The organism is Phaeovulum vinaykumarii (assembly GCF_900156695.1).
Lineage (GTDB): Bacteria > Pseudomonadota > Alphaproteobacteria > Rhodobacterales > Rhodobacteraceae > Bieblia_A > Bieblia_A vinaykumarii.
The window spans coordinates 387,837-414,834 of sequence record NZ_FTOM01000001.1 but is presented as its reverse complement, the minus strand read 5'-3'; the positions used below and the strand labels follow the sequence as shown (position 1 = coordinate 414,834).

The window sequence follows — 26,998 nt, the reverse complement described above, 5'->3', positions numbered from 1 at the left end:
CAGAAGAAAGGAAGACGGACATGCTTGGCCCCGACGATCTTCACGATCTGACCGCGCTGCGCCACGCACTTCATGCCGCCCCTGATCTTTCGGGCGATGAAGGTCCGACCGCGGCGCGTCTTGGGGCCTTTCTGGCGCCGCTTGGCCCCGCGCAGCTGATCGAGGGGCTGGGGGGCACGGGGCTTGCGGCGGTTTTCGAGGGCGCGGCCCCCGGCCCCACGCTGATGCTGCGCGCCGAACTCGACGCCCTGCCGATCCCCGAGACGAACGATGTCCCCCATGCGAGCCGCGTGCCGGGCCGGGGGCATCTGTGCGGCCACGATGGGCATATGGCGATCCTGTGCGCCGTGGCGCGCGTTCTGGCGCGCAGGCCGCCCCTGCGCGGGCGTGTGGTCTTGCTGTTCCAGCCGGCCGAGGAAACCGGGCAGGGCGCGGCGGCGGTGCTGGCGGACCCGCGCTTTGCGGCGTTGGCGCCCGACCGGGTGCTGGCGCTCCATAACCTGCCGGGGCTGCCGCTGGGCCATGTCGGGTTGGTCGCGGGGCCGATGTGCTGTGCCTCGCGCGGGCTCGAGATCACGCTTGCGGGGCGCACGGCGCATGCCTCGATGCCCGAGACGGGGCGTTCGCCCGCGGGCGCGCTGGCGCGGCTGATCCCGGCGCTGACGGCGCTGGGCACGGGCCATCCGGCGGGCGGCGCCCTGGCGCCGGGCTTTCGGCTGGCCACGATCACCCATGCCGCGCTGGGCGTGCCGAGCTTTGGCATCAGCCCCGGCACGGCGCGGCTGATGGTGACGCTGCGCAGCCTCGAGGATGCCGGGATGGCGCGCCTGTGCGCCGAGGCCGAGGCCCTGATCCGCGCCGAGGCCGCCGCTGACGGCCTGTGTCCCACGCTGTCCTGGCACGACGATTTCGCCGCCTGCACCAATGATCCCGGCCTGATCGCCGAATGGCGCGCGCCTTGCGCCAAGGCCGGCCTGCCGGTGATCGAAGGCCTGGGCCCCATGCGCTGGTCCGAGGATTTCGGCCGGTTCGGCGCGGTCGCGCCCGCGGCGCTGGCCATCCTGGGCGCGGGCGAGACCCACCCGCAGCTCCACAACCCCGATTACGACTTTCCCGATGCGCTGATCGCCCCCGGCGCGGCGCTGTTTCTGGGCGCGGTGGCCGCCAGCCTGGGCCTGCCCGAAGACGACGCGGGGCCGGCATGAGCGGTCCCGACACCGACCCCGACGGCCTTCTGGTGATCGAGAACGTGCTCAGCGACCGCGGCTCGCGCTATGCGGTGGCCGGGGCGCCGGCGCGCGATCAGGCCGCGGCGCGCGCCCATCTGGCCGCGCTCCGCCGGCGCAAGAAGATCGCGCGGGCCACGCATCGCAGCTGGGGTCTGCTCAGCACCGCGGAAGGCCCGATCAAGGATGACGACGGCGAAAGCGGCGCGGGAATGGTGATCCTGCGCATGCTCGAACGCGCGGGGCTGCACGATCATGTCGTGGTGGTCGTGCGCTGGTATGGCGGCAAGCATCTGGGCGGCGACCGTTTTCGCCATGTCCAGCAGGCGGTGCGCCAGTATCTTGCGGCGCGGGGGCTTGACGCGGGCCTGGCCGCGGACGGAGAGGACACATGAGCACGCTTTTCATCGACGCCGATGCCTGCCCGGTCAAGGCCGAGGCCGAGCGCGTGGCCACGCGGCTGCGCGTGCCGATGGTGCTGGTGTGCAACGGTGGGCTGCGGCCGTCGGCCAACCCGCTGGTGTCGCTGGTGATCGTGGACGAGGGGCTTGACGCCGCCGACCGCTGGATCGCCGAACATTGCGGGCCGGGCGATATGGTGGTGACGGCGGATCTGCCGCTGGCGGATCGCTGCCTCAAGGCCGGGGCGCGGGTGCTGGGCCATGACGGCGAGGTGCTGAGCGCGGCCAATATCGGCGCGCGGCTGGCCACGCGCGACCTGATGCAGGATCTGCGCGCGGCCGATCCGTTCCTGCGCGGCGGCGGTGGGGGCTTTACCCGTGCCGACCGGGCGCGGTTTCTCCAGGTGCTCGACCGCGAGCTGGGGCGGGCGCTGCGCGGTCTCTGAGGGGGGGGCGTCCAGGGGGCGGGGCAAAAGGCTTGCCGGGCGGCGCCCTTCGGGTGCTAGGCTGGCCCCGATCCCGTCTGCCCGATCCTGTCTGCCCGGTCCCCTCTGCCCTGTCCTGCCCCGTCGGAGAAAGCCCATGCTGCGTGCCCTGCTGGTTCTTGTGGTCCTTGCGCTTTGGGGCGCGCCGGTGGCGGCGCAGGACCGTGCTGCGCTTGCGCGCCAGTTCCAGGGTTTTCTGGCGTCCGAGATCTGGCCGCAGGCGCGCGCCGAAGGCGTGCCGCGCGCGATCTTCGAGGCAGCCCTTGCGGGCGCACGTCCGGACCTTGATCTGCCGGGGCTGGCCCTGCCCGGAACGCCGGGCCCCGCGCGCCAGCATCAGGCCGAATTCAGCGCCCCGGCGGCCTATTTCCGGCGCGCCGCGGTCGAGGGGGCAGCGGCCACGGGCCGGCGCATGGCGGCGCGGCACGCGGTTGCGCTTGCCGCAGCCGAGCGGCGCACGGGCGTTCCGGGGCACATCGTCCTGGCCATCTGGGGCCGCGAAAGCGCCTATGGCGCCGCCGCGATCCCGCATGACCTGTTCCGGGTGCTGGCCACGCGCGCCTTTCTGGACCCGCGCGCGGCCTATTACCGGGGCGAGTTGATTGCCGCGCTCAAGGTTCTGGCCCGCGGGCCGGTGCCGCGCGCGGCGATGAAGAGCAGCTGGGCCGGCGCGATGGGCCAGCCGCAATTCATGCCCTCGAGCTATCTGGCCCATGCCGCCGATGGCGACGGCGACGGGCGCGCCGATATCTGGACCTCGGCGGCCGACACCATCGCCTCGATCGCGCGCTATCTGGCCGATCACGGTTGGGTGGCCGGGCGCGACTGGGGCTATGAGGTCACCCTGCCCGCGGGGGTGTCGTGCACGCTCGAGGGGCCCGATCAGGGCCGGCCGCTGGCCGCATGGGAGGCGATGGGGATCGCCCGCGTCTCGGGCCGGCCCTTCCCCGCCGCCGAGCGCCGCGGGCCGATGTTCCTGATGCTGCCCGCCGGTCGGCGGGGCCCGGCCTTTCTGGTCACGCCCAATTTCTTCGTGCTCAAGGACTACAACACCAGCGATCTCTATGCGCTGTTCGTGGGCCATGTCGGCGACCGCATCGCCTTTGGCGCAGGCGCGTTCCGCGCGCCCTGGGCGCCCCTTGACCGGATCAGCCGGGGCCAGATCGCCGCGCTCCAGCGCGGGCTGGTGGCGCGGGGCCATGACGTGGGGGGCGTCGACGGGCTGCCCGGCTTCAAGACGCGCCGCGCGATCGGGCGCTGGCAGGAGGGCGAGGGTCTCGCGCCGACCTGCTTTCCCGACCGCGCGCTTGCGGCGGCGCTGGCGCGTTGAGGCTCAGCCCCCCGCGTCCGGCGCCGGCGGGCGCACCCGGAAGACCGCACAGTAAAGCGCCGGCGCAAACAGCAGCGTGATCAGCGTGCCGACCACGATGCCCCCCATCATGGCAAAGGCCATCGGTGTCCAGAACACCTCGCGCGAGATCGGGATCAGCGCCAGGCTGGCTGCGGCCGCCGTCAGCAGGATCGGGCGGGCGCGGCTGTCCGAGGCTTCGAAGACCGCCTCCCAGCGCGTCTTGCCGGCGCGGACCAGCGTTTCGACCTCGTGGATCAGGATGATCGAATTGCGGATCAAGATGCCGGCCAGCGCCAGCACGCCCAGGATCGCCACGAAGCCCAGCGGCGCCCCGGTCGGCGCCAGCGCCGCCACCACCCCGATCAGCCCCAGCGGCGCCACCGCCAGCACGATGAACATCAGCCGGAAGCTCTGCATCTGGATCATGACGATGCTGAGCAGCACCAGCAGCATCACCGGAACCACGGCGATGATGGGGGCCTGGCTCTCGGCGCTCGATTCCGCGACGCCGCCGGCGGTGATGGCATAGCCCGCCGGCAGGGTTTCGGCGATGCGCGCGATCTCGGGGGCCAGTTCGGCGGTGATCGTGGCGGGCTGGTCGGCGCCCTTGACGCTGGCGCGCACGGTGATCGTGGGCACGCGGTCGCGCTGGTGCAGGACCGGCGGCTCGAGCGTCCATTCGATGCGCGCAAAGCTCAGGAGCGGCACCGCCACCCCCGCCGGGCCGGGGATCTGGAGCGACTGGAGCGCCGCGATAGAGCTGCGATCCTGGGACTGGCCGCGCGCGATCACGTCGATCAGGTCGCGCCCGCGGCGCAATTCGGTGATCGTGGTCCCGTCATAGAGGGTGCGCAGCGCCAGCGCCACGTCGCGCTGGGTCAGCCCCAGCTGGCGCAGCTGCGCCTGATCCAGGATCACGCGCGCCACGCGCACGGGCTCGCCCTCGTCCAGCGTGATATCGGCCAGCCGCGCGTCATCGGCCAGCCTTGCGGCCAGCGCCCGCGCCTCGTCCAGAAGAACCGCGCGGTCGGGGCCCGACAGACGGTATTGCACGGGCTTGCCGACGGGCGGGCCCAGTTCCAGCGTGCGCACGAAGAGATCCACCCCCGGCGTCTGGCCGCCGTGTGCGTCCAGCGCCGCGCGCAGCCGGTTGCGTGCTTCCAGGTCGTGGGTCATCACCACGATCTGGCCCATGAAGGGCGCGGGCGTCGGCGCATCGAGCGACAGCAGGAAGCGCGGCGCCGACCGGCCGACATAGCCGGTCAGGAAGTCGACCTCGGGGCGCGCGAGCAGCCAGCGTTCCAGATCGGCGATGGCGGCATCGGTCGCGGCCAGGGCGCTGTTCTGGCGCAGGTTCACGTCGATCAGCAGCTCGGGGCGGTCCGAGGCCGGGAAGAACTGGCGTTCAACGAAGCGCATCCCCCAGAGCGCGGTGGCAAACATCACCAGCGTCAGCCCGATGGTCAGCCAGCGCGCCCGCATCGCCCCCTTCAGCGCGCGGTGAAAGACGCGGCGCAGCCGGCCGGGGCGGGGGTCGTGATGGGGCAGGCGCGCGGGCAGGAAGGTCGCGCCCAGAAGCGGCGCGAACAGCACCGCCACGATCCACGACAGCAGAAGCGAGATCGACAGAACGTAGAACAGCGACTGGGTATATTCGCCCGCCTGGCTGGCGTTGAAGCCGATGGGAATGAAGCCTGCCACCGTGGCCAGCGTGCCGGTCAGCATCGGGAAGGCGATCGAGGTCCAGGCATACGAGGCCGCCTTGCCCAGATCGTCGCCCGCCTCGAGCCGCGCCACCATCGTCTCGATGGCGATCATCGCGTCATCGACCAGAAGCCCCAGCGCGATGATAAGCGCCCCCAGCGAGATGCGCTGCAACGTCACCCCCATCATGTCGAGAATGACGAAGGTCAGCGCCAGCACCAGCGGGATCGACATCGACACCACCAGCCCCGCGCGCCAGCCCAGCGATACGAAGCTGACCGCCAGCACGATGGCGATGGCCTCGACCAGCGCCTTGAGGAAGTGATCGACCGAGGTCTCGACCACCTTTGGCTGGTCGGCCACCTTGTGGATCTCGATGCCCAGGGGAAGGCCCGCTTCGACCCGCGCCATCAGCGCCGACAGGTCTTCGCCGAACTTCAGGATATTGGCGCCCTGGCGCATGCCGATGATCAGCGCGATGGCGTCCTGGCCGTTATAGCGAAACAGCGCGCCGGGCGGGTCGTCATAGCCGTCGCGGACCTCGGCCACATCCGAAAGGGTGAAGAAGCGATCGCCCACCCTGAGGGGCGCCGAGGCCAGCTCGGCCGCCGAGGCAAAGCGCCCCGAGAGCCGCACCGCGATCATCTCGGTCCGGGTGCGGATCACCCCCGAGGGCAGGATGGCGTTCTGTGCGGCCAGCGTGTCGAGAACCGCCCCCTGATCCAGCCCCATCGCCGCCAGCTTGCGCGCCGAGAATTCGACATGAACCACCGGGTCGCGCGTGCCGATCAGCTCGACCTTGCCGGCGTCCTTCAGCGTCAGCACCGCCGAGCGCGCGGCCTCGACATGGTCCTTCAGCTCCTGCGGGGAAAAGCCGTCGGCGGTGAAGGCATAGATCGTGCCATAGACATCGCCGAAACTGTCGTTGAAGGAAAAGCCCGCGAATTCTGCGGGGAAGTCGCCGCGGATGTCGCCCATCATGTTGCGCACCTTCTGCCAGGTGTCGGCAACGGCGCGGCCGCGGGTCTCGGGGCGCAGCTCCAGATAGACCAGCGTGCGGCCGGGGAAGGTTTCCGAGCGGGTAAACTTGAGGTTGGGCAGCTCCTGGAGCTTCTTCTCGATCCGGTCGGTGACCTGTTCGCGGGTTTCTTCCGCGGTGGCGCCGGGCAGGGCGGCCGAGATCGTCATGATCTTGATGGTGAACGAGGGGTCTTCCTCGCGCCCGAGGCTGAAATAGGACAGAACGCCCGCCACCAGCGACACGATGATCATGAACCAGACCATCGAGCGGTGCCGAAGCGCCCATTCCGACAGGTTGAAACGCGCGGTCATGGTCTGTCCTCTCCCGCCGTCTGGCGTGGTCCGAGCGGCTGGCCCTCGGAGATGGAATGGATGCCGCGGATCACGATCTCGTCGCCTTCGGCCAGGCCCCCGGATACGACAACCCGGTCGGCGCCGGGTCCGGCGATGGGCGCGCCCAGCGTGACCGCGGTGCGCGTGGCGCGCCGGTCGGGGTCCACGCGCCAGACCGCGGGGCCGTCGGGCGTGGGCAGGATCGCGGCGGCGGGCAGCGTCAGCACCGGCGTGTCGGGCCGTTCAAGCCGCGCGGTGACCAGCGTGCCCAGCCGCGGCGGTGCGTGTCCGGCGGGGTCCAGCGCGATGCGCAGACGGTGGCTGCGGGTGCCGCTGTCGGCCTCGGGCTCGATCAGGCGCAGCCGGCCGGTCAGCGCAGTCATGCCGAAGGCGCGGGGAATGATGCGAAAGCGGGCGTCGGGGGCCAGCAGGGTCAGGACGTCCTCGGGGACGTCGATGACGGCTTCGCGGCCGGCATCGGTGGCCAGTTGCAGGACCGGCGTTCCGGGGGTGACATTGGTGCCCGGTTCGGCCAGCACGGCGGTGATGATCCCGTCGGCGGGCGCGCGCAGCGTGCCGAAGCGGGCGGCATCCTCGGCGCGGGCCAGATCGGCGCGGGCGGCGCGCAGGCTGGCGGTGGCGCTGTCGGCGCCGGCTTCGGCGGCCTCGAGCTGGGCCTCGGGGCTGACGCCGCGGCGGTGCAGCTCGCGCACGCGCGTCCGCGTCTGTTCAGCCAGATCGGCGCGGGCCTCGGCGGCCGAAAGGGCCGCGCGGGCGGCGGCCACGTCCTGGGCCAGCGTGATCTGGTCCAGCGTGGCCAGGACCGCGCCCGATGCAACGCGGTCGCCCAGACCCGCCGGACGCGTGGCGATCCGCCCCGCCGTCTGGAACCCCAGCGGCGTTTCCACCGCCGCCGCGATCACGCCCGGAAAGCTGCGCCGGCGCGTGCCCTCGGGGCTGAGGATCTCGGAGACGACGGGCCGCGGCGCGGCGGTGGCCGCGGGCGCCGGCAGGGCGGTGTCCGCCGGGGCCTCGGCCCGCAGCGGGGGCGCGGCCAGCAGCATCAGCACCGGCAGAACCATCGCCAGCCCCGACAGGGCGCGGCCCCACGGCGTGCGGGCGCCAACGGGCGGGGGAAGCGGGGTGGGGCGGGTCATTGCGGCGCTCCCACCGGCGCCACCTTGCGGTCCGGATAAAGAAGCTGCGCCCCCACCGCCACGACCAGCGCGCCGGGCAGCACGCCTGCCGACAGATGCACCTCGGTTTCCGAGAACCGGGCGATCTCGACCGGGCTGAGACGCGCGCGCAGGCTGGTTTCGTCCACCGTCCAGACGGCGGGGGCACCTTTCGCCGTCACCAGCGCCGATGCGGGCAGCGCCACGCCCGCGGGCTGCGGCAGATCCACCTGTGCGGCAATCGCGGCGCCCAGGCCCGGCGGTGTCTGCCCCGGCCGCAGCCGCGCCTTGACGGCCACGGTGCCGGTCTGCGGGGTGACCATCGGCGCGACCTCGGAGATGACGGCCGCGACCTGCAAGGGCGGGCCGTTCAGCGTGCGCAGGACCACGTCGCGCCCGGTCAGGCTGTCGAGCGTGGCGGCATTGGGGGCATGGAACACCGCCTCGCGCAGCCCGTCCTGCGCCAGCGTCAGCACGTTCTGCGCCGCCCCGACGATCTGGCCGGCTTCGGCGCGGCGGTCGGTCACGATGCCGGCGACGGGCGCGGTCAGCCGGGTGTCGGCCAGCCCCTGCCGGGCCTTGTCGAAGGCGGCCTCGGCCTGATCGCGCGCGGCGCGGGCGGTCAGAAGATCCTGGGTCGCGGCATCGAGCGCGGCCTGCGTCGCCGCCCCCCGCGCCGTCAGCCCGGCCAGACGGTCGCGCGCCTGGCGCTCCTGTTCGGCCTGCGCGCGCGCGGCGGCAAGCTGGGCGCGCGCGGCCTCGAGGGTGGCGCGCGCCTGGGTTTCGTCCAGGCGGGCCAGCAGCTGGCCTTCGGTGACGCTGGCGCCCACATCGACGGCGATCTCGACGATCCGGCCGCCGCTGCGAAAGCCCACGGGCACCGATTGCGCGGCCTCGATCACGCCGCTCAGCGCGATTGTCACCGTGTCGGGCGCAGCGGCGGCGCGGACCAGACGCACCGCCAGCGGGCTGTCGGCGGCGGCCGGAAGGGCCAGCGCAAGGCAGAGCAGGACAGGGGCAAGGCGGCGTGGGGTCATCGGGCGCTCCGGGACGGGGGCTTGTGGGATGGGGGCTTGGGGGCGGTCATGGTCCCCAGTCTAGGGGGGCATGGCGGAAAATCACCGAAAAACCCGCCGGGGTGGTGTCTTTCGTTGCGTAGGTCGCGCGGGGGGGGTGAAAGCGGCGGGCGCTCAGCGCCCCAGATCGCGGGCGCGGATCTCGGCGCGGGCCAGCAGGCTTTCGGGCGGCAGGTGCATATCGGGCGGCTCGAGCGCGCAGAGCGTCTCGACGCGTGCCGCCGGCACCCCCAGCCCGCGCAGCAGATTGCGCACCATGTCGCGCGGATAGGCGGCCGCGGCGTCATGGCCGCCGGCGCGGGTGATGGCGATGATCACTGCCCCGGTGATGAAATCGAGCGCCACCGCCAACGGCATCCGGGCAAAGGCGCCCTGGCGCATCCCGTCTTCGAGATGGCTTGGAAGATAGGTGTAGATCAAGGTGTTGGGCCCCGCCGCCTCGAGGCCCGCGGCCTGGGTGAAGCGGGCAAACAGCGGGAAATCCCCGGCCGCGTTGATGATGAGCCTGGTGCCCAGCGCCAGGCGCGCATCGGGCGCCTCGATCCCGGTCAGGCTCTCATCGACAAAGCCCAGCAATTCGTCGCAAAGCTCGGCGCTCAGCGCCACCATCACCTCGCGGACCGAGACGAAATACTTGTAGAAGGTGCCGCGCGACACCCCCGCGGCGCGGATCACGTCGTCGATCACGGTGCCGTCCAGCCCCTTCTCGGCAAAGACGATCAGCGCGCTTTCGATCAGCCGGTTGCGCATGTTTGCCCGGCGCCGGGCGGCGGTGCGGACACGGTGGTCCACGACCTGCGGCGGGGGCACGGCCGACAGGGGCGGCTTGGGGCTGGGCGAATCCATCGGACACATGGGCGCAACCATATCAGGCGGGGCGGGGCCTCCAAGGGTCCAGGCGGTCGCCGGGGACGGACGGGGCGCGGACGGGGGTGCGCACCCCCCCCGCCGCGCGCGGCGCATGGGCGGTCCGGCCGGGGGGGGGCTGCGCGTTCCGGGGCGGGCGCCTCAGGGCAGATGGGCGTTGGGCTTGTCCGGAACCACCGGGTCGGCCGGGGTCATGGGGGCACAGCTCAGCGGATATTGGCTGTTCGGGTCGCAGCCGGTCAGCGGGTATTTGCCCGTTTCGGCACAGCCGGCCGCCAGGACGCCCAGCGCGGCAAGGGCAAGAAGGGGGGTCGTCTTCATCGGTTTTCTCCTGTCGAAGGCCGGTTTCGGCTTTAGCATGACGATTCCATCATTGTGACGATATTGTCAACATAAAGGTGCGGGGCGGGACTCGACATTTCCCGCAAGCGGGCGTTTGATCGCCCCGAACCGGCCCCCGCCCGTCCGGTCTTCCCGCCGCGCCGCGATCCGGCGCCCGTCCCAGCAAGGAGGCTGTCGTGACCCGATCCCGCATTTCCCGTTTTCTTGGTCTGGCCCTGGTCTGCGGGCTGGTCCTGCCGGCGCCGCTTCGGGCCGAGGGCGCCTTCGATGCGCTGATCGCGCGGTTCTCGGGGGTGGACGAGGCCGTGGGGATCGCGCGTTCGAACGGGCGGATCGAGGCGCAGAGCATCGACGTGGCGGGCAAGTTCGGGGGCCGGCTGACCGAGGTCACCGCCGCCGAGGGCACGATGGTCGAGGCCGGCGACGTTCTGGCGCGGATCGACGACCGCGACGCGCAGGCCCGGGTTCTGGCGGCCAAGGCGTCGGTGCTTCAGGCGCGCGCGGCCCGTGCCCAGGCCGAGGCCGCCGTGATGCAGGCCGAGAGCGCGCGCGATGTGGCGCGCACCACGCTTGCGCGGGTGCGCAAGCTTCATGCCGATGGTCATGCCGCGCAGGCCCAGCTGGATGACGCCACCAATGCGCTGACCGCGGCCGAGGCCGCGCTGGCGGCGGCGCGCGCACAGGTCGAGAATGGCACCGCGCTGATCGCGGCCGCCGAGGCCCAGCTGAAACAGGCCGAGATCGCGCTGGACGATCTGACCATCCGCGCGCCGATCCGGGGTCGGGTGCTCTATCGGCTGCACGAACCCGGCGAGGTGATCGCGGCCGGAACGCCGGTGGTCACGCTGCTCGATCTGACCGATGTCTACATGAACATCTATCTGCCGGCTTCGGTGGTGGGCATCCTGGCGATGGGCGACGAGGCCCGGATGGTGCTGGACCCGATCCCGCAGATCGTGGTGCCCGCGCATGTGACCTTCATCGCGCCCCAGGCGCAGTTCACGCCCAAGGCGGTCGAGACCGCCGAGGAACGCGAGGATCTGGTGTTCCGCGTCAAGCTGTCGGTGCCGCGCGATCTGCTGGTGCGCTATGCCGATCAGGTGAAGGTGGGGGTGCGCGGCCTCGGCTTCGTGCGCGCCACCCCCGAGGCCGACTGGCCCGCCGATCTGGCCGTCAACGTTCCGGGGTGAGGTGATGGAGGTTCTTGCCCGCCCGGATCCGGGCGAAGCCGTCGCGCGTCTGGCCGGCGTGCGCCATCTTTATGGTGCGACGCAAGCGCTGGGCGGCGACGCGGGAGGGGTGGATCTGGATATTCCCGCCGGCGTCATGGCCGGGCTGATCGGGCCCGACGGCGTGGGCAAGTCCACGCTGCTGGCGCTGGTCGCGGGGGTGCGCCGGCTGCAAACGGGGCGCGTGCAGGTTCTGGGTGGCGACATGGCCGACCGGCGCCACCGCGCGGCCTCGGCGGCGCGCATCGCCTACATGCCCCAGGGGCTGGGGCGCAATCTCTACCCCACGCTCAGCGTGCGCGAGAACCTTGAATTCTTCAGCCGGCTGTTCGGACAGGCGCCGCAGGAGCGCGCGCACCGCATCGACCGGCTGCTGGCGGCCACCGGCCTTGCGCCCTTTCCCGACCGGCCGGCGGGCAAGCTGTCGGGGGGTATGAAACAGAAGCTGGGGCTGTGCGCGGCGCTTCTGCATGACCCTGACCTTCTGATCCTTGACGAGCCCACGACCGGGGTCGACCCGCTGTCGCGCCGCCAGTTCTGGGAGCTGATCGACACGATCCGCGCCGAGCGGCCGGGCATGAGCGTGCTGACCGCCACCGCCTATATGGAAGAGGCCGACCGCTTCGACTGGATCGCGGCGCTGGACGACGGGCAGGTGATCGCCACCGGCACGCCGGACGATTTGCGCGCGCGCACCGGCGAAGCCACGCTCGAGGCGGCCTTCGTGGCGCTTCTGCCGCCGACCCGGCGCGCCCGCGGCGGCAAGGTCGAACTGCGCCCGCGCGATCATGCCGGCGCGCGCATCGCCATCGAGGCCGAGGGGCTGACCCGCAGGTTCGGCGATTTCACCGCCGTCGACAACGTGAGCTTCCGCATCCCCGAGGGCGAGATCTTCGGCTTTCTGGGCTCGAACGGCTGCGGCAAGACCACGACAATGAAGATGCTGACCGGCCTTCTGGACCCCAGCGCGGGCACGACGCGTCTCTTCGGGGCGCCGCTGGGGGCGGCCGATGTCGAAGCGCGGCTGCGCATCGGCTACATGTCGCAGAACTTCTCGCTCTATTCCGAACTCACGGTGCGCCAGAACCTGGTCCTGCACGCGCGCCTTTACGGCGTGGCGCCCGAACGGCGGGCCGCGCGGATCGCCGAGGTGCTGGAGGAATTCGCCCTGGCCGAGGTGGCCGGCGCCATGCCCGACAGCCTGCCGCTGGGGCTGCGCCAGCGCTTGCAACTGGCCGTGGCGATGATCCACGAACCCAAGGTGCTGATCCTCGACGAGCCGACCTCGGGCGTCGATCCGATCGCGCGGGACGAATTCTGGGTGCGCCTGATGTCGCTGTCGCGCGACCGCGGCGTGACCATCTTCATCTCGACCCATTTCATGAACGAGGCCGAGCGCTGCGACCGCATCTCGCTGATGCATGCGGGGCGTGTTCTCGAGGTGGGCCCGCCCGCCGAGATCGTGGCGCGGCGCGGGGCCGAGAGCCTGGAGGCCGCCTTCATCGACGTGCTCGAGGCCGAGGGCGCGGGCGACGCGCCGCACCCCCAGACGCCCCCCCAGACGCCTTCCGAGACGGCCCCCGAAACGGCTGCAACGGCGGCCCTCATTCCCCAGGGCCCCGAGACGCGGCGGCGCGCGGGTCTGCCGGCGGGGCTGCGCCGGCTCATGGCCTATAGCTGGCGCGAGACGCTGGAATTGACGCGCGACCCGATCCGGCTGTTCTTTGCGCTGGTGGGGCCGGTGGTGCTGTTGCTGGCGATGGGCTTCGGCATTTCCTTCGACGTCGACCGGCTGAGCCTTGCGGTCAACGATCTTGACCGCAGCGCCGAAAGCCGCCGTCTGGTCGATGCCTTCACCGCGATCCGTCAGTTCGAGCAGAAGCCCGACCTGACCGGCCCCGCCGACATCGACGCGCGCATGGGGCTGGGCGGGCTGACGCTGGCGCTCGAGATCCCCGACGGGTTCGGGCGCGACCTGCACCGCGGCGACGTGCCGGAGATCTCGCTCTGGGTCGATGGGGCGATGCCCTTCCGCGCCGAGACAGCGCGCGGCTATGCGCTGGGGGTTCTGGAGGATTTCGCCGACAAGGCCGCGACCGAAGAGGGGCTGGGCACCGCCGATCCGGTCACGATCGAGACGCGCTATCTGTTCAACCAGGCCTTCAAGAGCGCCCATGCGATGGTGCCCTCGGTCCTGATGCTGATCCTGATGCTGATCCCGGCGATCATGTCGGCCGTCAGCGTGGTGCGCGAGAAGGAAACCGGCACCATCGCCAATTTCCGCTCGGCGCCGGTGCGGCGGATCGAATTCCTGATCGGCAAGCAGATCCCCTATCTGGTGCTGGCCTGGGTGGCCTTCTGGATGCTGGTGGGGATCGGGCTGTGGATCTTTGGCGTGCCGCTGACGGGCAATCTGGCGGCGCTGGGGCTGGCTGCACTTCTCTATGTGACGGCGACGACGGGCTTTGGGCAATTCGTCTCCTCGTTCACCTCCTCGCAGGTGGCGGCGGTCTTTGCCACGGCGGTGGTGTCGGTCATTCCCACGGTCAACTTCTCGGGGCTGATCGTGCCGGTGTCGTCGCTGGCACCGTCCGGGCGGGCGCTGGGGCAGGCCTTTCCGGGGGCGTGGTTCCAGCCGGTGTCGGTGGGCACCTTCGTCAAGGGCTTCGGCTGGAGCGAGGCCGCGACCGGCATCCTGGCGCTGGCGGGCTTTGCCGGGGCCTATCTGATCCTGTCGATCCTGGCCTTGCGCAAGCAGGAGGCGTGACATGCGAAGCCTCAAGAACATCCTGTGGCTGACCGGCAAGGAGCTGCGCGCGATCCGCGGTGACCGGGTGATGCTGGTGCTGATCGCCTATGTCTTCACGCTGGCGGTCTGGCTGGTCTCGGATGCCGCCAGCACCGAGATCGACCACCTGTCCGTCGCCGTCATCGACGAGGACCATTCCCAGCTGTCGGCCCGCCTGATCGACGCGATCCAGCCGCCGCTTTTTGCCACGCCGGCGCTTCTCGGCCCGGCCGAGGCCGAAGCCGCCCAGCGCGACGGCCGCGAGGTGCTGGTCCTGGCCATCCCGCCCGATTTCGAACGCGACCTGAGGGCCGGTCATGACGCCGAGCTGATGGTGCTGGTCGATGCGACGGCGGTCGCGCAGGCGGGCAATGGCGCGACCTTCCTGCGGCAGGTGCTGGCGCAGGAGCTGGCCCGCTGGCGCGCGCCGGGCGCGGACGGCACCGCCCTTGTCGATGTGGTCTTCCGCAACCGCTTCAACCCCAACCTGACCTCGCGCTGGTTCTCGGCGGTCATGCAGCTGATGAACAACGTCACCATCCTGATGCTGATCCTGTCGGGTGCCTCGCTGATCCGCGAGCGCGAGCACGGCACGATCGAACATGTGCTGGTGATGCCCGTGCGCCCGCACGAGATCGTCTTCTCGAAGATCCTGGCCTCGGGGGCGGTGATCCTGGGGGCCTCGCTTCTCAGCCTGATCGTCGTGGTGCAGGGGGTGATGGGGGTGCCGGTGGCGGGGTCGGTGGCGCTCTATGCGGCGGGGGCGGCGATCTATGTCGTGGCGGTGGCCAGCCTCGGGCTGCTGATGGCGTCGTTTACGCGCAACATGGGGCAGTTCGGGCTGCTGGTGATCCCGGTCATGGTCATCATGATCCTGTTGTCGGGGGGGATGACGCCGCTCGAATCGATGCCCGAATGGCTGCAATGGGTGCTGCGCGCGATCTCGCCGGCGACGCATTTCGTGATCTTCGCCCAGGCGGTGCTCTATCGCGGGGCGGGGCTGGCGCTGGTCTGGGGCGAGATGGCGATGATGGCAGCCATGGCGGCGGTGGCCGTGGCGATCGTGCTGGGGCGGTTCCGCAAGATCCTGGGCGGCTGAGCGCGCGCCGGCGCATCTGGCTGTAACGCCATGCGCGGGGCAAACTGGGGCGCGCGGGCAAACCGGGCGCGCGGGTGGCCCCTTCGCGCGAAACCCGAACCCGATCCCGGACATGAAAAAACCGCCTTATGGGCGGCGTTTCTGGCAGGTGGGAGGGAAATGGCGCACCCGAAGAGATTCGAACTCCTGACCCCCAGATTCGTAGTCTGGTGCTCTATCCAGCTGAGCTACGGGTGCGCTGTGGAGGCGTATCTATCGCCCGGCGCGGGGGGGTGCAAGGGGGAAATTGCACTTTTTCTTTCCCCCCGTTTTCCCCGCGCCGTGGCGCCGTCAGGCGTGCGGGCGTTCGGCCCATCCGGCAAAGATCTTCTCGAGCGCGACGACCGCGTAGTAGAGAACGATGCCGAGGAAGGCGAGCGCGATCAGAACGGCGAACATCAGCGGATAATCCCCGTTGGTCTCGCCCGACTTGAACAGCGCGCCAAGGCCCCGCCCGTGCGGCGAGACGATCTCGACGAGGTTGGTGCCGATGAAGGCCAGCGTCACCGACACCTTCAGCGCGCCGAAGAATTCCGGCAGGGTCTTCGGCAGCGCGATCTTGCGGAAGATCGTCAGCCGCGAGGCCCCCAGCGCGCGCAGGATGTCGCGGTATTCGGGTTCCAGCGTCGAAAGCCCGATGCTGACCGACACCGCGATCGGGAAGAACGAGATCAGGAAGGCCATGAGCACGGTGTTGAAATCGTGCTGGCCGATGAAGATCAGCGCGATCACCGGCACCAGCGTGGCCTTGGGGATGGCGTTGAAGCCCACCAGCAGCGGATAGAGCGCATCGCGCGCGATGCGCGAGAAGCCCATGATCATGCCCAGCCCGGTGCCGGCGACCACCGCGATGCACAGGCCCAGCACCGTGCGCCACAGCGTCTGCCAGCCCATTTCCAGAAACAGCATGTGGTATTTCCAGAAGGCCGGCGGCAGGTCCGAGGGCGAGGCCATCTTGTAATTGGGCCAGCCGTTGACCCAGACCAGCCCTTCCCACAGGCCCAGGAAGACGACGATCGACAAAAGCGGCACGCCGATCTTGCGCAGATGTTCCATCGGGGGTGTTTCCTTCATTGGGCCGTCATTGGGCCGTCATTGGGCCGTCATTGGGCCGTCATTGGGCCGTCATTGGGCCGTCAATGGGCGGGCGCGGCCGGCACGCGCCCCTGGGCGATGCGGATCTCGTCGCGCAAGGCGTGCAGCATGTCCTGGGCCCTGGGCTCGAACAGGATGTCCAGCGTGCGGTCGGCGGGCAGGTCCACGTCGATCACGCGCTGGGTGCGGGCGGGGCGGCCCGACAACACCACCACCTGATCGCCCAGGAACACCGCCTCGCGCAGGTCGTGGGTGATGAGCACGCAGGTGAAGGGCTCGGCCGCGCGCAGGTCGCGCATGGTCTGCCACAGATCCTCGCGGGTGAAGGCATCGAGCGCGCCGAAAGGTTCGTCCATGATCAGCACGTCGGGCTTGTGCACGATGGCCCGGCAGAGCGAGGCGCGCTGGCGCATCCCCCCCGACAGCTCGGACGGCCGCTTGCCCTCGAAACCCTTGAGGCCGACCATCTCCAGCAGGTGCTCGGCGCGCGCCACCCGTTCGGCGCGCGGCATCTTGGGCGCCACGATCTCGAGCGGCAGGATGACGTTTTCCAGGATCGTGCGCCATTCCAGCATGACCGGGTTCTGGAAGGCCATGCCCACGGTCTTGCGCGGCGAGGTGACGCGCGCGCCATGCAGCCAGACCTCGCCCCGGTCGGGGCGCATCAGCCCCGCGATCAGCCGCGTCAGCGTCGATTTCCCGCACCCCGACGGGCCCACGACGGCGCAGAATTCGCCCTCGGGGACGGCGATCTCCAGACCGTCAAGGACGGGCAGCGGGCCGGATTTGGTCGTATAGGCGTGGCTGACGCCCTTGATCTCGATGAGGTGTTCCATGCCGTCCCCGGTCGGGGCAGGGGCCGCATCGGGCCCCCGCCGGTTGGTGTCGCGTCTCGGCCCGAGGCCGTCTCAGTCGATCATGAGGCTGCCGTCGGTCGGCAGATAGCTCGGGTCGAAATAGAGGCTGGCATCGGGGGTCTGGGTGAATTCATAGACCGTGGCGGTCTGCGCGATGGCCTTTTCCATGCGCGCGGGATCGACGCTGCCCATGCCGTTGGCGCGGACCGTGTCGGTCAGCACGTCGGCCGCGATCGCCATTTCCAGCCGGCGCGTTTCCAGCGCGGGATCGGCGGCGGGGTTGCGCGCCACCAGGCTGTCGATCGCGGCGGCCGGATCGGCCACGGCGTCCTTCCAGCCGCGGGCCACGGCGCGGATGAAGCCGGTCACCTTCTCGGGGTTTTCCTTGGCGAAATCGGTGTTCACGATCACCGCATTGCCATAGAGCGCCACGCCATGATCGGCCATCAGGATGACCGAGATGTCGTCCTCGGGCACGCCCAGGCGGATCAGGTTCAGCGTGGACGAGAACGAGAAGCCCGTCACCGCGGCCACCTTGCCCTCGGCCAGCATCGGCTCGCGCACCGGAAAGCCCACCGGCTCGACCGTCACCTGGCTCATGTCGATGCCGTTCTCGGCGGCGAAGATGGGGAATTGCGCCCAGGCGCCGTCCGGGGGCGGTGCGCCCAGCACCTTGCCCATGATGTCGGCCGGGGCCGCGACGCCCAGCGACTTGCGCCCGACCATGGCGAAGGGCGGCTTGTCATAGACCATCATCACCGCGGTGACCGGCGCGCCGGGGTTCTGGTCGAGGAATTTCATCAGGCTGTTGATGTCGGCAAATCCCACCGGGAAGGCACCCGTGGCCACCTTCGGGATCGCATCGAGCGAGCCGGCCCCTTCCGAGATCTCGACCGCCAGATCCTCGGCGGCGAAATAGCCCTTGTCCACGGCCACGAAATAGGGCGCGGCGGGGCCTTCGAATTTCCAGTCCAGCGCGAAGGGCATCGCGGTTTCGGCCGAGACGGCGGTGGACAGCATGAGCGCGGCGGCAAGGCCGGCCATCGTGGGTCTGAACATCGGACACCTTCCTGTCTGGGTTGTTGGTCTTGGCCAGACCGTGGCGCGGTGCGGCGCATTGTCCAAGCGGGGCGTTACGGCAAATCGGGCGGCTGGGGGATCTGCCGCACTTTTCGGCAAGCTGGGGCGCAAACGCCTGCAAGATGCGCGTTTCAGGCACGTCAGGCGCCCCCAGGCCGCGTCGCAGGGCCCCGAAACGCGGCGTGAGATTTCCGCATGGAACCTGCTTGACACCGTTTCCCCGACAGGCAATAAGGCCCCCAAGCGCGGCCCACCAAGCCCGCCGCCGGAAACCCGGCGCCGTCTTTCGGATGGCATGCCCAGATAGCTCAGTTGGTAGAGCAGCGGATTGAAAATCCGCGTGTCGCTGGTTCGATTCCGGCTCTGGGCACCACTTAAATCCTTGATATTGCTATATTTTCTAGGTTCGCATCAAGTGGATTTTGGCTTCTGATAAAGTTATACACAGCTATACACTCAATTCTCGGCATGGTTCCTGTCGAATCCACGAACCGGCTTAGAGTGTCGCTATCGAGGAGCTTTGATCCGCTATGACCACGTTTCTCGCCATCGCCTTCGGACTTTCGCTTTCGTTGATCCTGTTGGGCTTCTGGGCAGATCGGTCAGCGGTCAGAGCGCGCATCAACGGCGCCAACGGTATGCCGATTCTGGTGGCGCTGATCGTCTCGTTCCTCGGATCACTGGTCGTTGCCCTGATCGCGGGCATCTTCGGCGGCTGGGCCACGATGGGCTGGATACTGCTGTTGACGATCCCCTACCATGTCGGGCTTGCGGCCTTTCTGATCTGGCGGTTGCAGTCGTTGGCAACGCGCATCGGCGAAATAGCACGCCGAGAACAAGAGCGCTGGATGAAGCCGAAAGCCTGATCCAACGGCAGTAATGGGCAGGCACGAGCAGGCACGAGCAGGCTCTCAGCAAGGCAGAGCAGCCTGCCAGAGCGGCGTTGATCGAACTGGACCATCGGATTAAGTTATACACATCGGCTTAATAAATCCTTGGCATCATGAACGTCGAATCTCCGAACCGGATGACTTCGCTGCGCCCGATCCGAAAGGGTCTGGCGATCTACAAGACCGGACGCAGCCCGTTCTGGATGCTTCGGCTGCGTGATCCGTTCGATGGACGCTACATCGTCAGATCGACCAAGGAGGAATCCCGTATCGAGGCGATGGCCGCGGCTAACGAATTTGCCGACTCGTTCTTCAAGCGGGCGGGTGGCGACCTCGCTCGAACCGCGAAGACCAGTTTCGAGTATTACGCCAATCAGATGCTCGGGATGCAGAAACCGTCTGCAAAGACCCACGACAGCGACCGAAAACTGCTCTATCGCCAGAAGGACGGCATCATCCGCCACTTTGGCGATCATGACGTCACCAAGATCACCACGCGGATGATCCGTGAATACCTCGTCCAGCTCGACAAGACGCGCGGCAAACCGCTGGCGGATTCAACGCGGGCAAAGCATGTGATCGTGATCCGCAAGGTTCTGTCGCTGGCGGTCGAGGATGGTCTGATGAAGACGATCCCGGTCATGCCGAAGCAGAAGACGACCGATACGCCGCGTCACACCTTCACCGATGACGAGTATAAGAAGTTCATGAAGGCGGGTGCCGAATGCGTCACCCGTGGCGACGAGGTGCGGGGCGTCAAGGTCACAGGCCATCATGTGAGGATGTTCAAGTTCCTCGTCCATAGCTTCCTGAGGCCCACGAAGGGCGAGCTGTTCGGGCTGCGGCATAAGGACATCAAGATCGGAACCAAGCCGCCCCATCTCGAAATGGCTGTGACGGGCGGCAAGACTGGAAAGCGGGTCAGCGTGACGATGCCGATCTGCGTGCCGCTCTATAGGGGGATGCTGAACCCGTTTGATGAGGCTGGCCCCGACAGGAACGCCTTTGTCTGGATGCCGGAATACACCAACCGGACGACCGCGATTGATACCGCACGGCGCATCTTCAACCACATCCTCGACAAGGCCGCTCTGTTGGATGATGAGCGGAAGCTTTCGCCCTATTCGCTCCGCCACTACGCCCTGCAATCGCGGCTGCGCGCCTCGAACGGCAAAGTGAACATCTACACGCTGGCCAAGAACGCCGGAACCTCGGTGGATCAGCTGGAACGGTTTTACCTGAAGAACATGGCCCCGACGAAAGAGATGATCGAGAACCTGCACTGGCGCGACGAGGGCTGATACCCGTGGACCTGATGCGGGTTTGGCTGGACGCCCCTCCCATCAACAGGAGGACAGCCCGATGGCCCTGACATTTGCCGCCCACAAGAAGCCCCGCACGCTGGATCGTGTTTCGCAGCGCCGCCAGAAGATCGTCACCGGCATCGATCAGCAGATTGCGCTGCTCGACCAGCATCGCCAAGGCCAGCCTGTCAAGAACGCGTGGTTCTGGCGTGGCGACGATGGCCGCTACTTCCTGTCGATCCGTTACGGGCGGACCGAGATCGAACTGGCGAAGGGGATGTATTCCGTTGAATGCGCCGACATCGCCGGGCTGGATGAGGCACTGGCCGAAGTCCGTTCCATGGTGCTGAAGGGCAAGCTGGACGTGGCGCTTCAGAAGGCCAGCAACACCCTTCGGGCCAAGTTCAAAGCCGATTGACACATTGCGGCAAAGGCGACACTGCGGCAACTTGTGTTCCAAATTGTTATTTGACCTTGGGGCGGTGACCACCATCGATCCGGACGCCGCGATCAAACTTAAGTTGCCGCCATTGCTCTAACGATACAGCTGGCCCACGCCAGAGAGCCTTGACGCCGATAGGCAATCGCATAACCTGAAAAGTACTAGGAGTGATCATGACAAAACTTATATCGTCCAATTGCAACGCGTCGTCAGTGCAGCTCAATATTGCAGATGGTCTTTTGCACTTCAAAATCGCTGGGACAAATTCGGAAAAGGCGTATACTGCGCTTGACGTAGTTTCGGTAAAGTTTGTTGGCGTGAAGAAGAAGAAAAGTATCTGGAGAATGATCTTCAATCACATGCTTTCAAAGAGCATTGCTGCAGGATCCAATCTTTACATGGATGACCAGAGAAACAGCTATGTGATTGGCATCAAGTTCTCAGACGGCGTAGAAATCGCTATTCGGTCGGACTCTCCTGCAGTGCTTGAGGCGCTTTCTTTGCTTCGCGACCAAAAATAAGATCAAATGAAAAATCTTCTGCAGGGTCAATAAATAGCAGATAAAGATCAGATAAATACCCTATATAAATCATAAGGGTATTCGATGATCCAATCTTCCATCAAGCAATTTTACCTCGCCAATCCGGTTCCCAACCCGATCAACATCACCCTGACCCAGAAGCAGGTTGTTGATGGACAACGAATTGATGACGAGATTTCCTCGGTGAACTTCCGGCATTTCCGAAACCTGCTGAATCGACGCCTGTTCGGGAACGCCTATAAGCGGCATGGCCGCCAGTTGGCAATGTTGGTGGTCCGTGAAGATGGGGCATGGCATCGCCATCACCTACACGCCATCATCGAAAAACCGGCCTCCCTGACGACTGAGGAATTCATCGCCCTCGTCATGGAGTGCTGGTGCAAGACCCGCTTCGGATACCGTGAATACCATTTTGAAGAGCCTGCCGACAAGGATCGGGAAACAGGCTGGATTAATTATTGTTTTAAAAAGAGGACGAAAGGCGACTTCGCGTCCTCGATTGATTGGGCCAATTCCACCTGCTTTGAGCGTCGCTGAGCAAAGTCTCCTTCGCACCCCCAATCAAGACCTGACCGACAAGGGAAAGGAGCGACGAGGCGTCGGCTCTTTAATCCTTATTATACTCCAAAGGAACCTTATCAAAATAAGCCACCAATAAGCCCTGAATGTCCCGGTGAAGATTGGGGAAGCCCAGAACCCACCGGGCACCAAAAACATCCCCACAAAACCTGATCCTCGAGGAACTCGACATTGGCGAAGTCAATGCCACCCATAAACAAGAAAGGAATAAAATGACGCATCAACTAATCAACTTCAACATCCCAACGAGCCTGAAGGACTCTTTGGACGAAATCGCGAAAGCAAAGCGGCTCAGCCGAACCGCAATCATCAATCAGCTTCTGGAGACCTATTGCCGAACAGAACTGGAACGCATTGCATCCGAACCGCTTCCCCGTCGTCAACATCCCGCCAATGACGATATGCCGTTGGTGCCCTTCATGGTCAGCTATGACCGTTTTGATGGAGGATGGTCGCTGTGATGGGTTTCAAGGAATTTGTATCAGAACGTTCCATCGACGCATTGGTCCAGAGGGAGCCATCGGATTTGAAAGCGCAGCTTTCCTCCATCGAAGGCGTTCTCGGCTTGATGGAAGAGGGGCCGAAGAAGGCGAAGCTGAACAGCAAGCGGCTTCAGCTTCTCGAAGCGATCAAACGGCAATCAGCAGCCGTCATGGCTGGATCCCGCCATCAATCGTGACGCGGGATCGATCTGGATCACATCGATATAGTTCTTGACGGTCTGAGGGTGCCATCGACCACCAGTGGCAGTTGGCACCTTCCTATCGTTTAGCCATCTGGCCGCCGCAGAAATCGATCCAGCCTCGGCCACGGCCATCATCAAGTTATCGGCGTTATCCAGTGCAAATTTCCGGCGTTCCAGACGCCTTGTCGCAGCGAGCTGGCTGGCATTCAGGCCAAGCGCTGTCCCCCGGTTCTTGGCCGCTGTCAGCGCGGCTTTGGTGCGTTCTGAAATCTGTCGTCTCTCTTCCTCGGCGAAGCAGGCGAGCAGGTGGAGGAAGAAGGTATTGACGTTCGGATGCTCGCAGACAACCAGCTCAACGCCCTGATCGATGATCCCCGAGATGAACGAGACCTTCCTCGAAAATCGGTCCAGCTTGGGGATCAGCAGCTTCGAGCGGGTTTTCTTGACGAGGTTGATCGCCTTCCACAGCTTGATGCGATCATCCTTCTTCCCCGATTGGATTTCGGTGAACTCATCGATCACGGTATCGCCGGGCTGAAGAAACGCTTCGACCATCGCCCGTTGCGCCTCAAGGCCAAGTCCTGACCTTCCCTGACGCTCGGTCGACACACGGTAGTAGACAACATAGTCCGTCATCGGCATCCTCCATCCACGACAAACGTTGGTCTGTCGTGGACGGGCGTCAGGGATCAGGCGGGATAGGGCAACGGATCGGTGAAGACGAATTGAGCAGCACGAACGACCAGACCGACGGATCGACCACGACCAAGAAGAAGAACCGACCTCCGAAGCCCCAAACTGCTCTGAGGGGGTTCCTGTCCAAATCGCTCAACCAAACGACCCGTGAGCGGATTTTCTTCAACCGCCTTGCCTTTGACCTAAAAATCGCCGCAGCCCGTGTCGGCTATCACATGCACCTGTACGAACCTGATGTGGATCGGGATGGATTCGACATCATCGTGGAGGACGGCGAGACGACCCGATACCTTCAGCTGAAGGCTGTTTTGGCCAGTGCTGACAAAAATTATTGGCCGATAAGTGTCGACCTGTTTCGCCCAAGGCCAGAGGTGGCTAAATTCTACTGCAAAGCGCCAGTCGAGGGCGGCCGTGGCGGCGGCGTCATATTGATCGAAATTGACGACGAGAACGAGGACGGAAACGTCACTTACAGTTTCACGGATTTCGACTTCATCGCCGCGATCGCGCAGGGTTACCTTGTTGAGAATAAGCTTCTCAAAAATGGGAAAGAACGGCTTGAACCGGGCTACATGGAACAAGCCCAACGAGCATTGAACTGGGTTTGGAGCGCAAAACGGTCGGAGACGGTTGACCTGCTACGTCGCCAATTCCTTCGACTGGCAGATGCAAACGGACTGCTTGAAGTGATCGGCCTCAGATCAAAAGGGTATTTCGACGTCAAGTTCGTGAGGGACGGATATGGTGCCTATCAAATCGAGTCCGGAGGCACCGTCGGAGCGCCGTTTGAACTAGATGAACGGGCGGCATCAACCTTCTATCATCTGCGGCGGTTGACCGCTCTTCAGCAATCCGCTGACCCTGTGAGTAAAGCGTTCTCTCGGTTCCATATCCCGGACGTGAAGCTTCCTCCGGATATCCATTGACCCTAGTCCGGCATCGGTTGTTTCAGCCTATCAGCGAAACGGCTTTGTTCGATGCAAGGAACTCCTCAAGCTTCAGGTCGGGGAACAGCTTCTCCTTCAGCAGCATTAGCTTTTCCCGCACCTCTGTCGTGTTGGGAACCTGTCCCGGCGTGAATACCTTCTTCTTCCTGTCGTTCTCGATGTCCTCTTGTTTGCATGGAATGCCGATGACCTCGTCAAGAAAACGGGCCAGAAGCTTTGCCGTCAGCTTTCCATCTTGAAGGATGATCAAGTCATCGTGCCAAATCGGATTATGTCTATGTGTTCCAGCCGCTCGGTGATTCTGGGCGACTGCTATTTGTTGGCGAAGTCGTTTCATGGTCCCGTTTTCACGGCGAAGGTACTTGCCAGCCTCACCTTCAAGCGATGACGTGTTTTCATGGAACGCTGAAAACGCCTTCAGGTCGTGAACGGATTTCAGGCAACGCGGGCTGGACTGACGGAACACACCCCAGTTTTCCCTAACCATATTGAAAAGGCGAACATCGTCCCATGGAATGGTTTTGAAGGACAGATGCCGATCTCCGGGCATGATCGTGCCTGACACGTCCGAGTCCTCTGGTTCGGATGGCCTTCGCTTCCAGTCGAACTCCATCGACAGCTTTTTCACCACTTCTATATCGATGAAGTCGCTGCCCTCCACATACTGGAACTTTGGGCCAGAGCCGATGCTATAGACGAGGATGTCATCAGGCTTTCTGCCCGCGAACTTTGTCAGGATTTCTTGATTTTGCTCGGCTTTGGACAGCCGACCATTCAACTTGATGCCGCCCTTGGCGAGAACAATGCTACCATCGTCCGAATGGCTTATACCTGCTCCTTGCCAGTCGTCCGGTTGAGACGGAACGAGCGTGGCCTGACCGCGTGTCCGCCAGCCCAAGGGACGCCGAATGATGTGCTTCACCTCATAGATATCGCTTTTGCCACTCAGGTAGGCCCGCGCCTTTTGATAGAACTGGCACAACTCCCCCTTCGTCGCGGCCTGCATCTGATCGGGGCTTGCCGTCGTCAGAAACCCGTCAGTTGTGACGCTGAAAATCGAAACATCCTTGGGAAGGGTGTTCATGATTTCGCCCAGGACACCGCGGCAGAAAGCCGTGATGAACGAGGCGTAGGCGGGATTGGTGATGTCAGAAGGGGGAAGCAGTTTCGTATCTGCATCGCGCAGGTCATAGACACGTCGCTCCCGCAAGCCTTGCCCCGTCTTGCCATAGGTCGAGTTGACGATCTCCTTCCACATCAGGTTCTGAAGGGTTCCCTTTGGAAATTCGTTCCGATTGTCGATGCAGAACTTGGCGAAATCGGCAAAAGGCCGGATCGATTTGGCGGGCATACCCGGATCGCCACTGCCAGAGGACTCGACGTATCGCCCTTCAATCAGCTTGATCTTGCAACCAAGGCGATGCGCCAGCCTGATCTCGCTGATATGCGTGGTGCTGTTACCCTTTCGCGGAAAAATCAGGCCGTAGGTCGTTCTGACAGGGAGGACTGGATATAGGACATCGTCGGGAAACTCGAAGTCCACATTGGCGAAGGCCAAATCGGACGAGGAGAACCGTTCACTCAACAGGGTGTCGGTGTCGGGGATGTTGTAAAACTTGGTCCAGTCCGGCGTGCCGATTAGCGACATAGCTGATGGGTAAGCACTAGCCAGATCGTAGTCGTACCAGACCCCTTCCGGTGCGGGACCAAACCAGAACTGCTCATTGCGCCCGCCATGATATGCCTCGGTCAGGAACTGTTCGTTCCAGTGAAGGAACGGCATATTGACAAGGCTCTTCCTTTTGACGTGGCGGTTGAACTTGGTGCTCCAGATCAGTTCATCGACCTCTTCTTTGCCGACCAAGGCAAGCCCGTTAGCTCTGTTGTCATCCCAGAACTTCTTGAGAAGCTTGAGACCCTTCGCTGACAGGGTCGTTGGCAAGGCGAACGCGCCCAAGTTGTCATCCGATGCCCGGATCATCTGCGCCGCATAGGCCGCGCAAACCTCAGCGTCACGGATCGCGTACCGCTCGAACAGCGAGCGGTCATCTTCAAGCAAGCGCCCCATATGGGTCTTGTAGTAATACTCCTGTTTCGGATCATCAGATAGCTTCAGCTTCGGAACGCCGACCAGTTTCCCAAGGTCATCGAGGCTTCGCAACCCTGTTGGGGCCAAGGTCATCGTGTCCCGGAATGAAGCCTTCAGTTCAACGGGCTTGCCTTCCGTCTCGGACTGGAACTCCACGACGAAGGGGCTTTCGAGGTTCATGAAAAGGCTTCGGATATTCTGAAGCAGCAGCCGATCTCGCAGGGTCTTGTCCTTGAACTCGCGAAACCCCGGAACGTCTGCCCGGGTAAAATGGGCCACAAGATAAACCCGTGAAGGGAAGCGCAGTGCGGGATGCTGCTTCAACCCGTCTTGAATAACATGGTGCAAGAACTCGGGGATGGTGAGGCGACCTTCAACCGTTGGCCCCTTGGGGTAGATGATGCCCGACCATTTGCGATCCGCTTGGTCGCTGTCTTCATCGACCATCAGGCCGCAGTACTGATAGGACAAGACGCGGTTTGATTTGGCCTCTTCCTCGTCGGTACTGTCCGATTTCTCGTATTCGGTGTCGAACCCGATCAGGAAGATCGAGTCCGCCTGAACACCCCGTCGCGGCGGCGCTTTGAACAACGCCGCATCAAGGACCAGTGCCGACTTGAGGTTCTCGGGCTTTGGCTTGTTGGGGGTCGTCGCCAT

25 protein-coding genes and 2 tRNA genes are annotated in these 26,998 nt (G+C 65.6%); 16 read left to right on the top strand and 11 right to left on the bottom strand.

Annotation, left to right across the window (positions count from 1 at the left end):
• Positions 1-20 precede the first annotated feature (20 nt).
• The 4 genes from BW949_RS01950 to BW949_RS01935 all read left to right on the top strand — a co-directional run bounded on the left by BW949_RS01950 (position 21) and on the right by BW949_RS01935 (position 3,442).
• Positions 21-1,205 (top strand): amidohydrolase, encoded by a 1,185-nt coding sequence (locus BW949_RS01950; RefSeq protein ID WP_076363226.1) that lies wholly within the window; start codon positions 21-23, stop codon positions 1,203-1,205.
• Positions 1,202-1,621 carry a YigZ family protein gene (locus tag BW949_RS01945; RefSeq protein ID WP_076363225.1) on the top strand — a complete coding sequence of 140 codons (420 nt, stop codon included), beginning with the start codon at positions 1,202-1,204 and terminating at the stop codon, positions 1,619-1,621. The genes BW949_RS01950 and BW949_RS01945 overlap by 4 nt, the downstream gene beginning before the upstream one ends.
• A complete protein-coding gene (locus BW949_RS01940; RefSeq protein ID WP_076363224.1) occupies positions 1,618-2,073 on the top strand; it encodes a YaiI/YqxD family protein in 456 nt (151 codons plus the stop codon). Before BW949_RS01945 ends, BW949_RS01940 begins: the two co-directional genes overlap by 4 nt.
• A 136-nt stretch (positions 2,074-2,209) precedes the next feature.
• Entirely contained in the window at positions 2,210-3,442 is a 1,233-nt protein-coding gene (locus BW949_RS01935; protein WP_076363223.1) for a lytic murein transglycosylase, read from the top strand.
• Positions 3,443-3,445: 3 nt separating this feature from the next.
• On the opposite strand, the gene BW949_RS01930 is transcribed toward BW949_RS01935, so the two are convergent.
• The 5 genes from BW949_RS01930 to BW949_RS01910 all read right to left on the bottom strand — a co-directional run bounded on the left by BW949_RS01930 (position 3,446) and on the right by BW949_RS01910 (position 9,959).
• Positions 3,446-6,499: an efflux RND transporter permease subunit gene (locus BW949_RS01930; protein WP_076363222.1), complete on the bottom strand. Its 3,054-nt coding sequence runs from the start codon at positions 6,497-6,499 to the stop codon at positions 3,446-3,448.
• On the bottom strand, positions 6,496-7,677 hold the full coding sequence (locus BW949_RS01925; RefSeq protein ID WP_083947528.1) for an efflux RND transporter periplasmic adaptor subunit: 1,182 nt from the start codon (positions 7,675-7,677) through the stop codon (positions 6,496-6,498). Before BW949_RS01925 ends, BW949_RS01930 begins: the two co-directional genes overlap by 4 nt.
• A complete protein-coding gene (locus BW949_RS01920; RefSeq protein ID WP_076363221.1) occupies positions 7,674-8,732 on the bottom strand; it encodes an efflux RND transporter periplasmic adaptor subunit in 1,059 nt (352 codons plus the stop codon). Before BW949_RS01920 ends, BW949_RS01925 begins: the two co-directional genes overlap by 4 nt.
• Before the next feature lie 153 nt (positions 8,733-8,885).
• Positions 8,886-9,617, bottom strand: a complete 732-nt coding sequence (locus tag BW949_RS01915; protein WP_159440034.1) for a TetR/AcrR family transcriptional regulator — start codon at positions 9,615-9,617, stop codon at positions 8,886-8,888.
• Between the two features lie 162 nt (positions 9,618-9,779).
• Entirely contained in the window at positions 9,780-9,959 is a 180-nt protein-coding gene (locus tag BW949_RS01910; protein WP_076363220.1) for a hypothetical protein, read from the bottom strand.
• A gap of 197 nt (positions 9,960-10,156) precedes the next feature.
• Between BW949_RS01910 and BW949_RS01905 the strand changes: the two genes are divergently transcribed.
• The 3 genes from BW949_RS01905 to BW949_RS01895 are packed head-to-tail and all read left to right on the top strand — an operon-like array spanning position 10,157 to position 15,096.
• Positions 10,157-11,170, top strand: a complete 1,014-nt coding sequence (locus BW949_RS01905; protein WP_235816175.1) for an HlyD family secretion protein — start codon at positions 10,157-10,159, stop codon at positions 11,168-11,170.
• A 4-nt stretch (positions 11,171-11,174) separates the two neighbouring features.
• Complete coding sequence (gene rbbA / locus BW949_RS01900) at positions 11,175-13,976, top strand: ribosome-associated ATPase/putative transporter RbbA (RefSeq protein ID WP_076363219.1); 2,802 nt, start codon at positions 11,175-11,177, stop codon at positions 13,974-13,976.
• Between the two features lies 1 nt (position 13,977).
• The gene (locus BW949_RS01895; RefSeq protein ID WP_076363218.1) at positions 13,978-15,096 is read left to right on the top strand and encodes an ABC transporter permease; all 1,119 of its coding nucleotides are present in this window, start codon (positions 13,978-13,980) and stop codon (positions 15,094-15,096) included.
• Positions 15,097-15,256: 160 nt separating this feature from the next.
• Here the strand turns inward: BW949_RS01895 and BW949_RS01890 are convergent.
• The 4 genes from BW949_RS01890 to BW949_RS01875 all read right to left on the bottom strand — a co-directional run bounded on the left by BW949_RS01890 (position 15,257) and on the right by BW949_RS01875 (position 18,146).
• Positions 15,257-15,333 (bottom strand) — tRNA-Arg (locus tag BW949_RS01890).
• Positions 15,334-15,426: 93 nt separating this feature from the next.
• Positions 15,427-16,191 carry an ABC transporter permease gene (locus tag BW949_RS01885; RefSeq protein ID WP_076363217.1) on the bottom strand — a complete coding sequence of 255 codons (765 nt, stop codon included), beginning with the start codon at positions 16,189-16,191 and terminating at the stop codon, positions 15,427-15,429.
• An 80-nt stretch (positions 16,192-16,271) separates the two neighbouring features.
• Positions 16,272-17,066 (bottom strand): ABC transporter ATP-binding protein, encoded by a 795-nt coding sequence (locus BW949_RS01880; protein ID WP_076363216.1) that lies wholly within the window; start codon positions 17,064-17,066, stop codon positions 16,272-16,274.
• Between the two features lie 72 nt (positions 17,067-17,138).
• Complete coding sequence (locus tag BW949_RS01875; protein ID WP_076363215.1) at positions 17,139-18,146, bottom strand: ABC transporter substrate-binding protein; 1,008 nt, start codon at positions 18,144-18,146, stop codon at positions 17,139-17,141.
• A 318-nt stretch (positions 18,147-18,464) separates the two neighbouring features.
• Between BW949_RS01875 and BW949_RS01870 the strand changes: the two genes are divergently transcribed.
• The 8 genes from BW949_RS01870 to BW949_RS16665 all read left to right on the top strand — a co-directional run bounded on the left by BW949_RS01870 (position 18,465) and on the right by BW949_RS16665 (position 22,603).
• Positions 18,465-18,540: transfer RNA gene (locus tag BW949_RS01870), tRNA-Phe, on the top strand.
• Between the two features lie 157 nt (positions 18,541-18,697).
• Entirely contained in the window at positions 18,698-19,033 is a 336-nt protein-coding gene (locus BW949_RS01865) for a hypothetical protein (RefSeq protein WP_076363214.1), read from the top strand.
• 137 nt (positions 19,034-19,170) lie between these two features.
• Positions 19,171-20,358 carry a tyrosine-type recombinase/integrase gene (locus BW949_RS01860; protein WP_159440033.1) on the top strand — a complete coding sequence of 396 codons (1,188 nt, stop codon included), beginning with the start codon at positions 19,171-19,173 and terminating at the stop codon, positions 20,356-20,358.
• Positions 20,359-20,419: 61 nt separating this feature from the next.
• Positions 20,420-20,779 (top strand): hypothetical protein, encoded by a 360-nt coding sequence (locus BW949_RS01855; RefSeq protein WP_076363213.1) that lies wholly within the window; start codon positions 20,420-20,422, stop codon positions 20,777-20,779.
• A 197-nt stretch (positions 20,780-20,976) separates the two neighbouring features.
• On the top strand, positions 20,977-21,324 hold the full coding sequence (locus tag BW949_RS16675) for a hypothetical protein (protein ID WP_143524393.1): 348 nt from the start codon (positions 20,977-20,979) through the stop codon (positions 21,322-21,324).
• A gap of 84 nt (positions 21,325-21,408) precedes the next feature.
• The gene (locus tag BW949_RS01850) at positions 21,409-21,882 is read left to right on the top strand and encodes a hypothetical protein (protein ID WP_076363212.1); all 474 of its coding nucleotides are present in this window, start codon (positions 21,409-21,411) and stop codon (positions 21,880-21,882) included.
• Positions 21,883-22,025: 143 nt separating this feature from the next.
• Positions 22,026-22,385: a ribbon-helix-helix domain-containing protein gene (locus BW949_RS16670; RefSeq protein ID WP_143524392.1), complete on the top strand. Its 360-nt coding sequence runs from the start codon at positions 22,026-22,028 to the stop codon at positions 22,383-22,385.
• On the top strand, positions 22,385-22,603 hold the full coding sequence (locus BW949_RS16665) for a hypothetical protein (protein ID WP_143524391.1): 219 nt from the start codon (positions 22,385-22,387) through the stop codon (positions 22,601-22,603). The genes BW949_RS16670 and BW949_RS16665 overlap by 1 nt, the downstream gene beginning before the upstream one ends.
• Here BW949_RS16665 and BW949_RS01845 read toward each other — a convergent pair.
• Positions 22,565-23,245 (bottom strand): recombinase family protein, encoded by a 681-nt coding sequence (locus BW949_RS01845; protein WP_076363211.1) that lies wholly within the window; start codon positions 23,243-23,245, stop codon positions 22,565-22,567. The genes BW949_RS16665 and BW949_RS01845 overlap by 39 nt on opposite strands.
• A 35-nt stretch (positions 23,246-23,280) precedes the next feature.
• On the opposite strand from BW949_RS01845, the gene BW949_RS01840 reads away from it, so the two are divergent.
• Complete coding sequence (locus BW949_RS01840; RefSeq protein WP_210187210.1) at positions 23,281-24,231, top strand: hypothetical protein; 951 nt, start codon at positions 23,281-23,283, stop codon at positions 24,229-24,231.
• 22 nt (positions 24,232-24,253) lie between these two features.
• On the opposite strand, the gene BW949_RS01835 is transcribed toward BW949_RS01840, so the two are convergent.
• Entirely contained in the window at positions 24,254-26,998 is a 2,745-nt protein-coding gene (locus tag BW949_RS01835) for a DNA polymerase (protein ID WP_076363209.1), read from the bottom strand.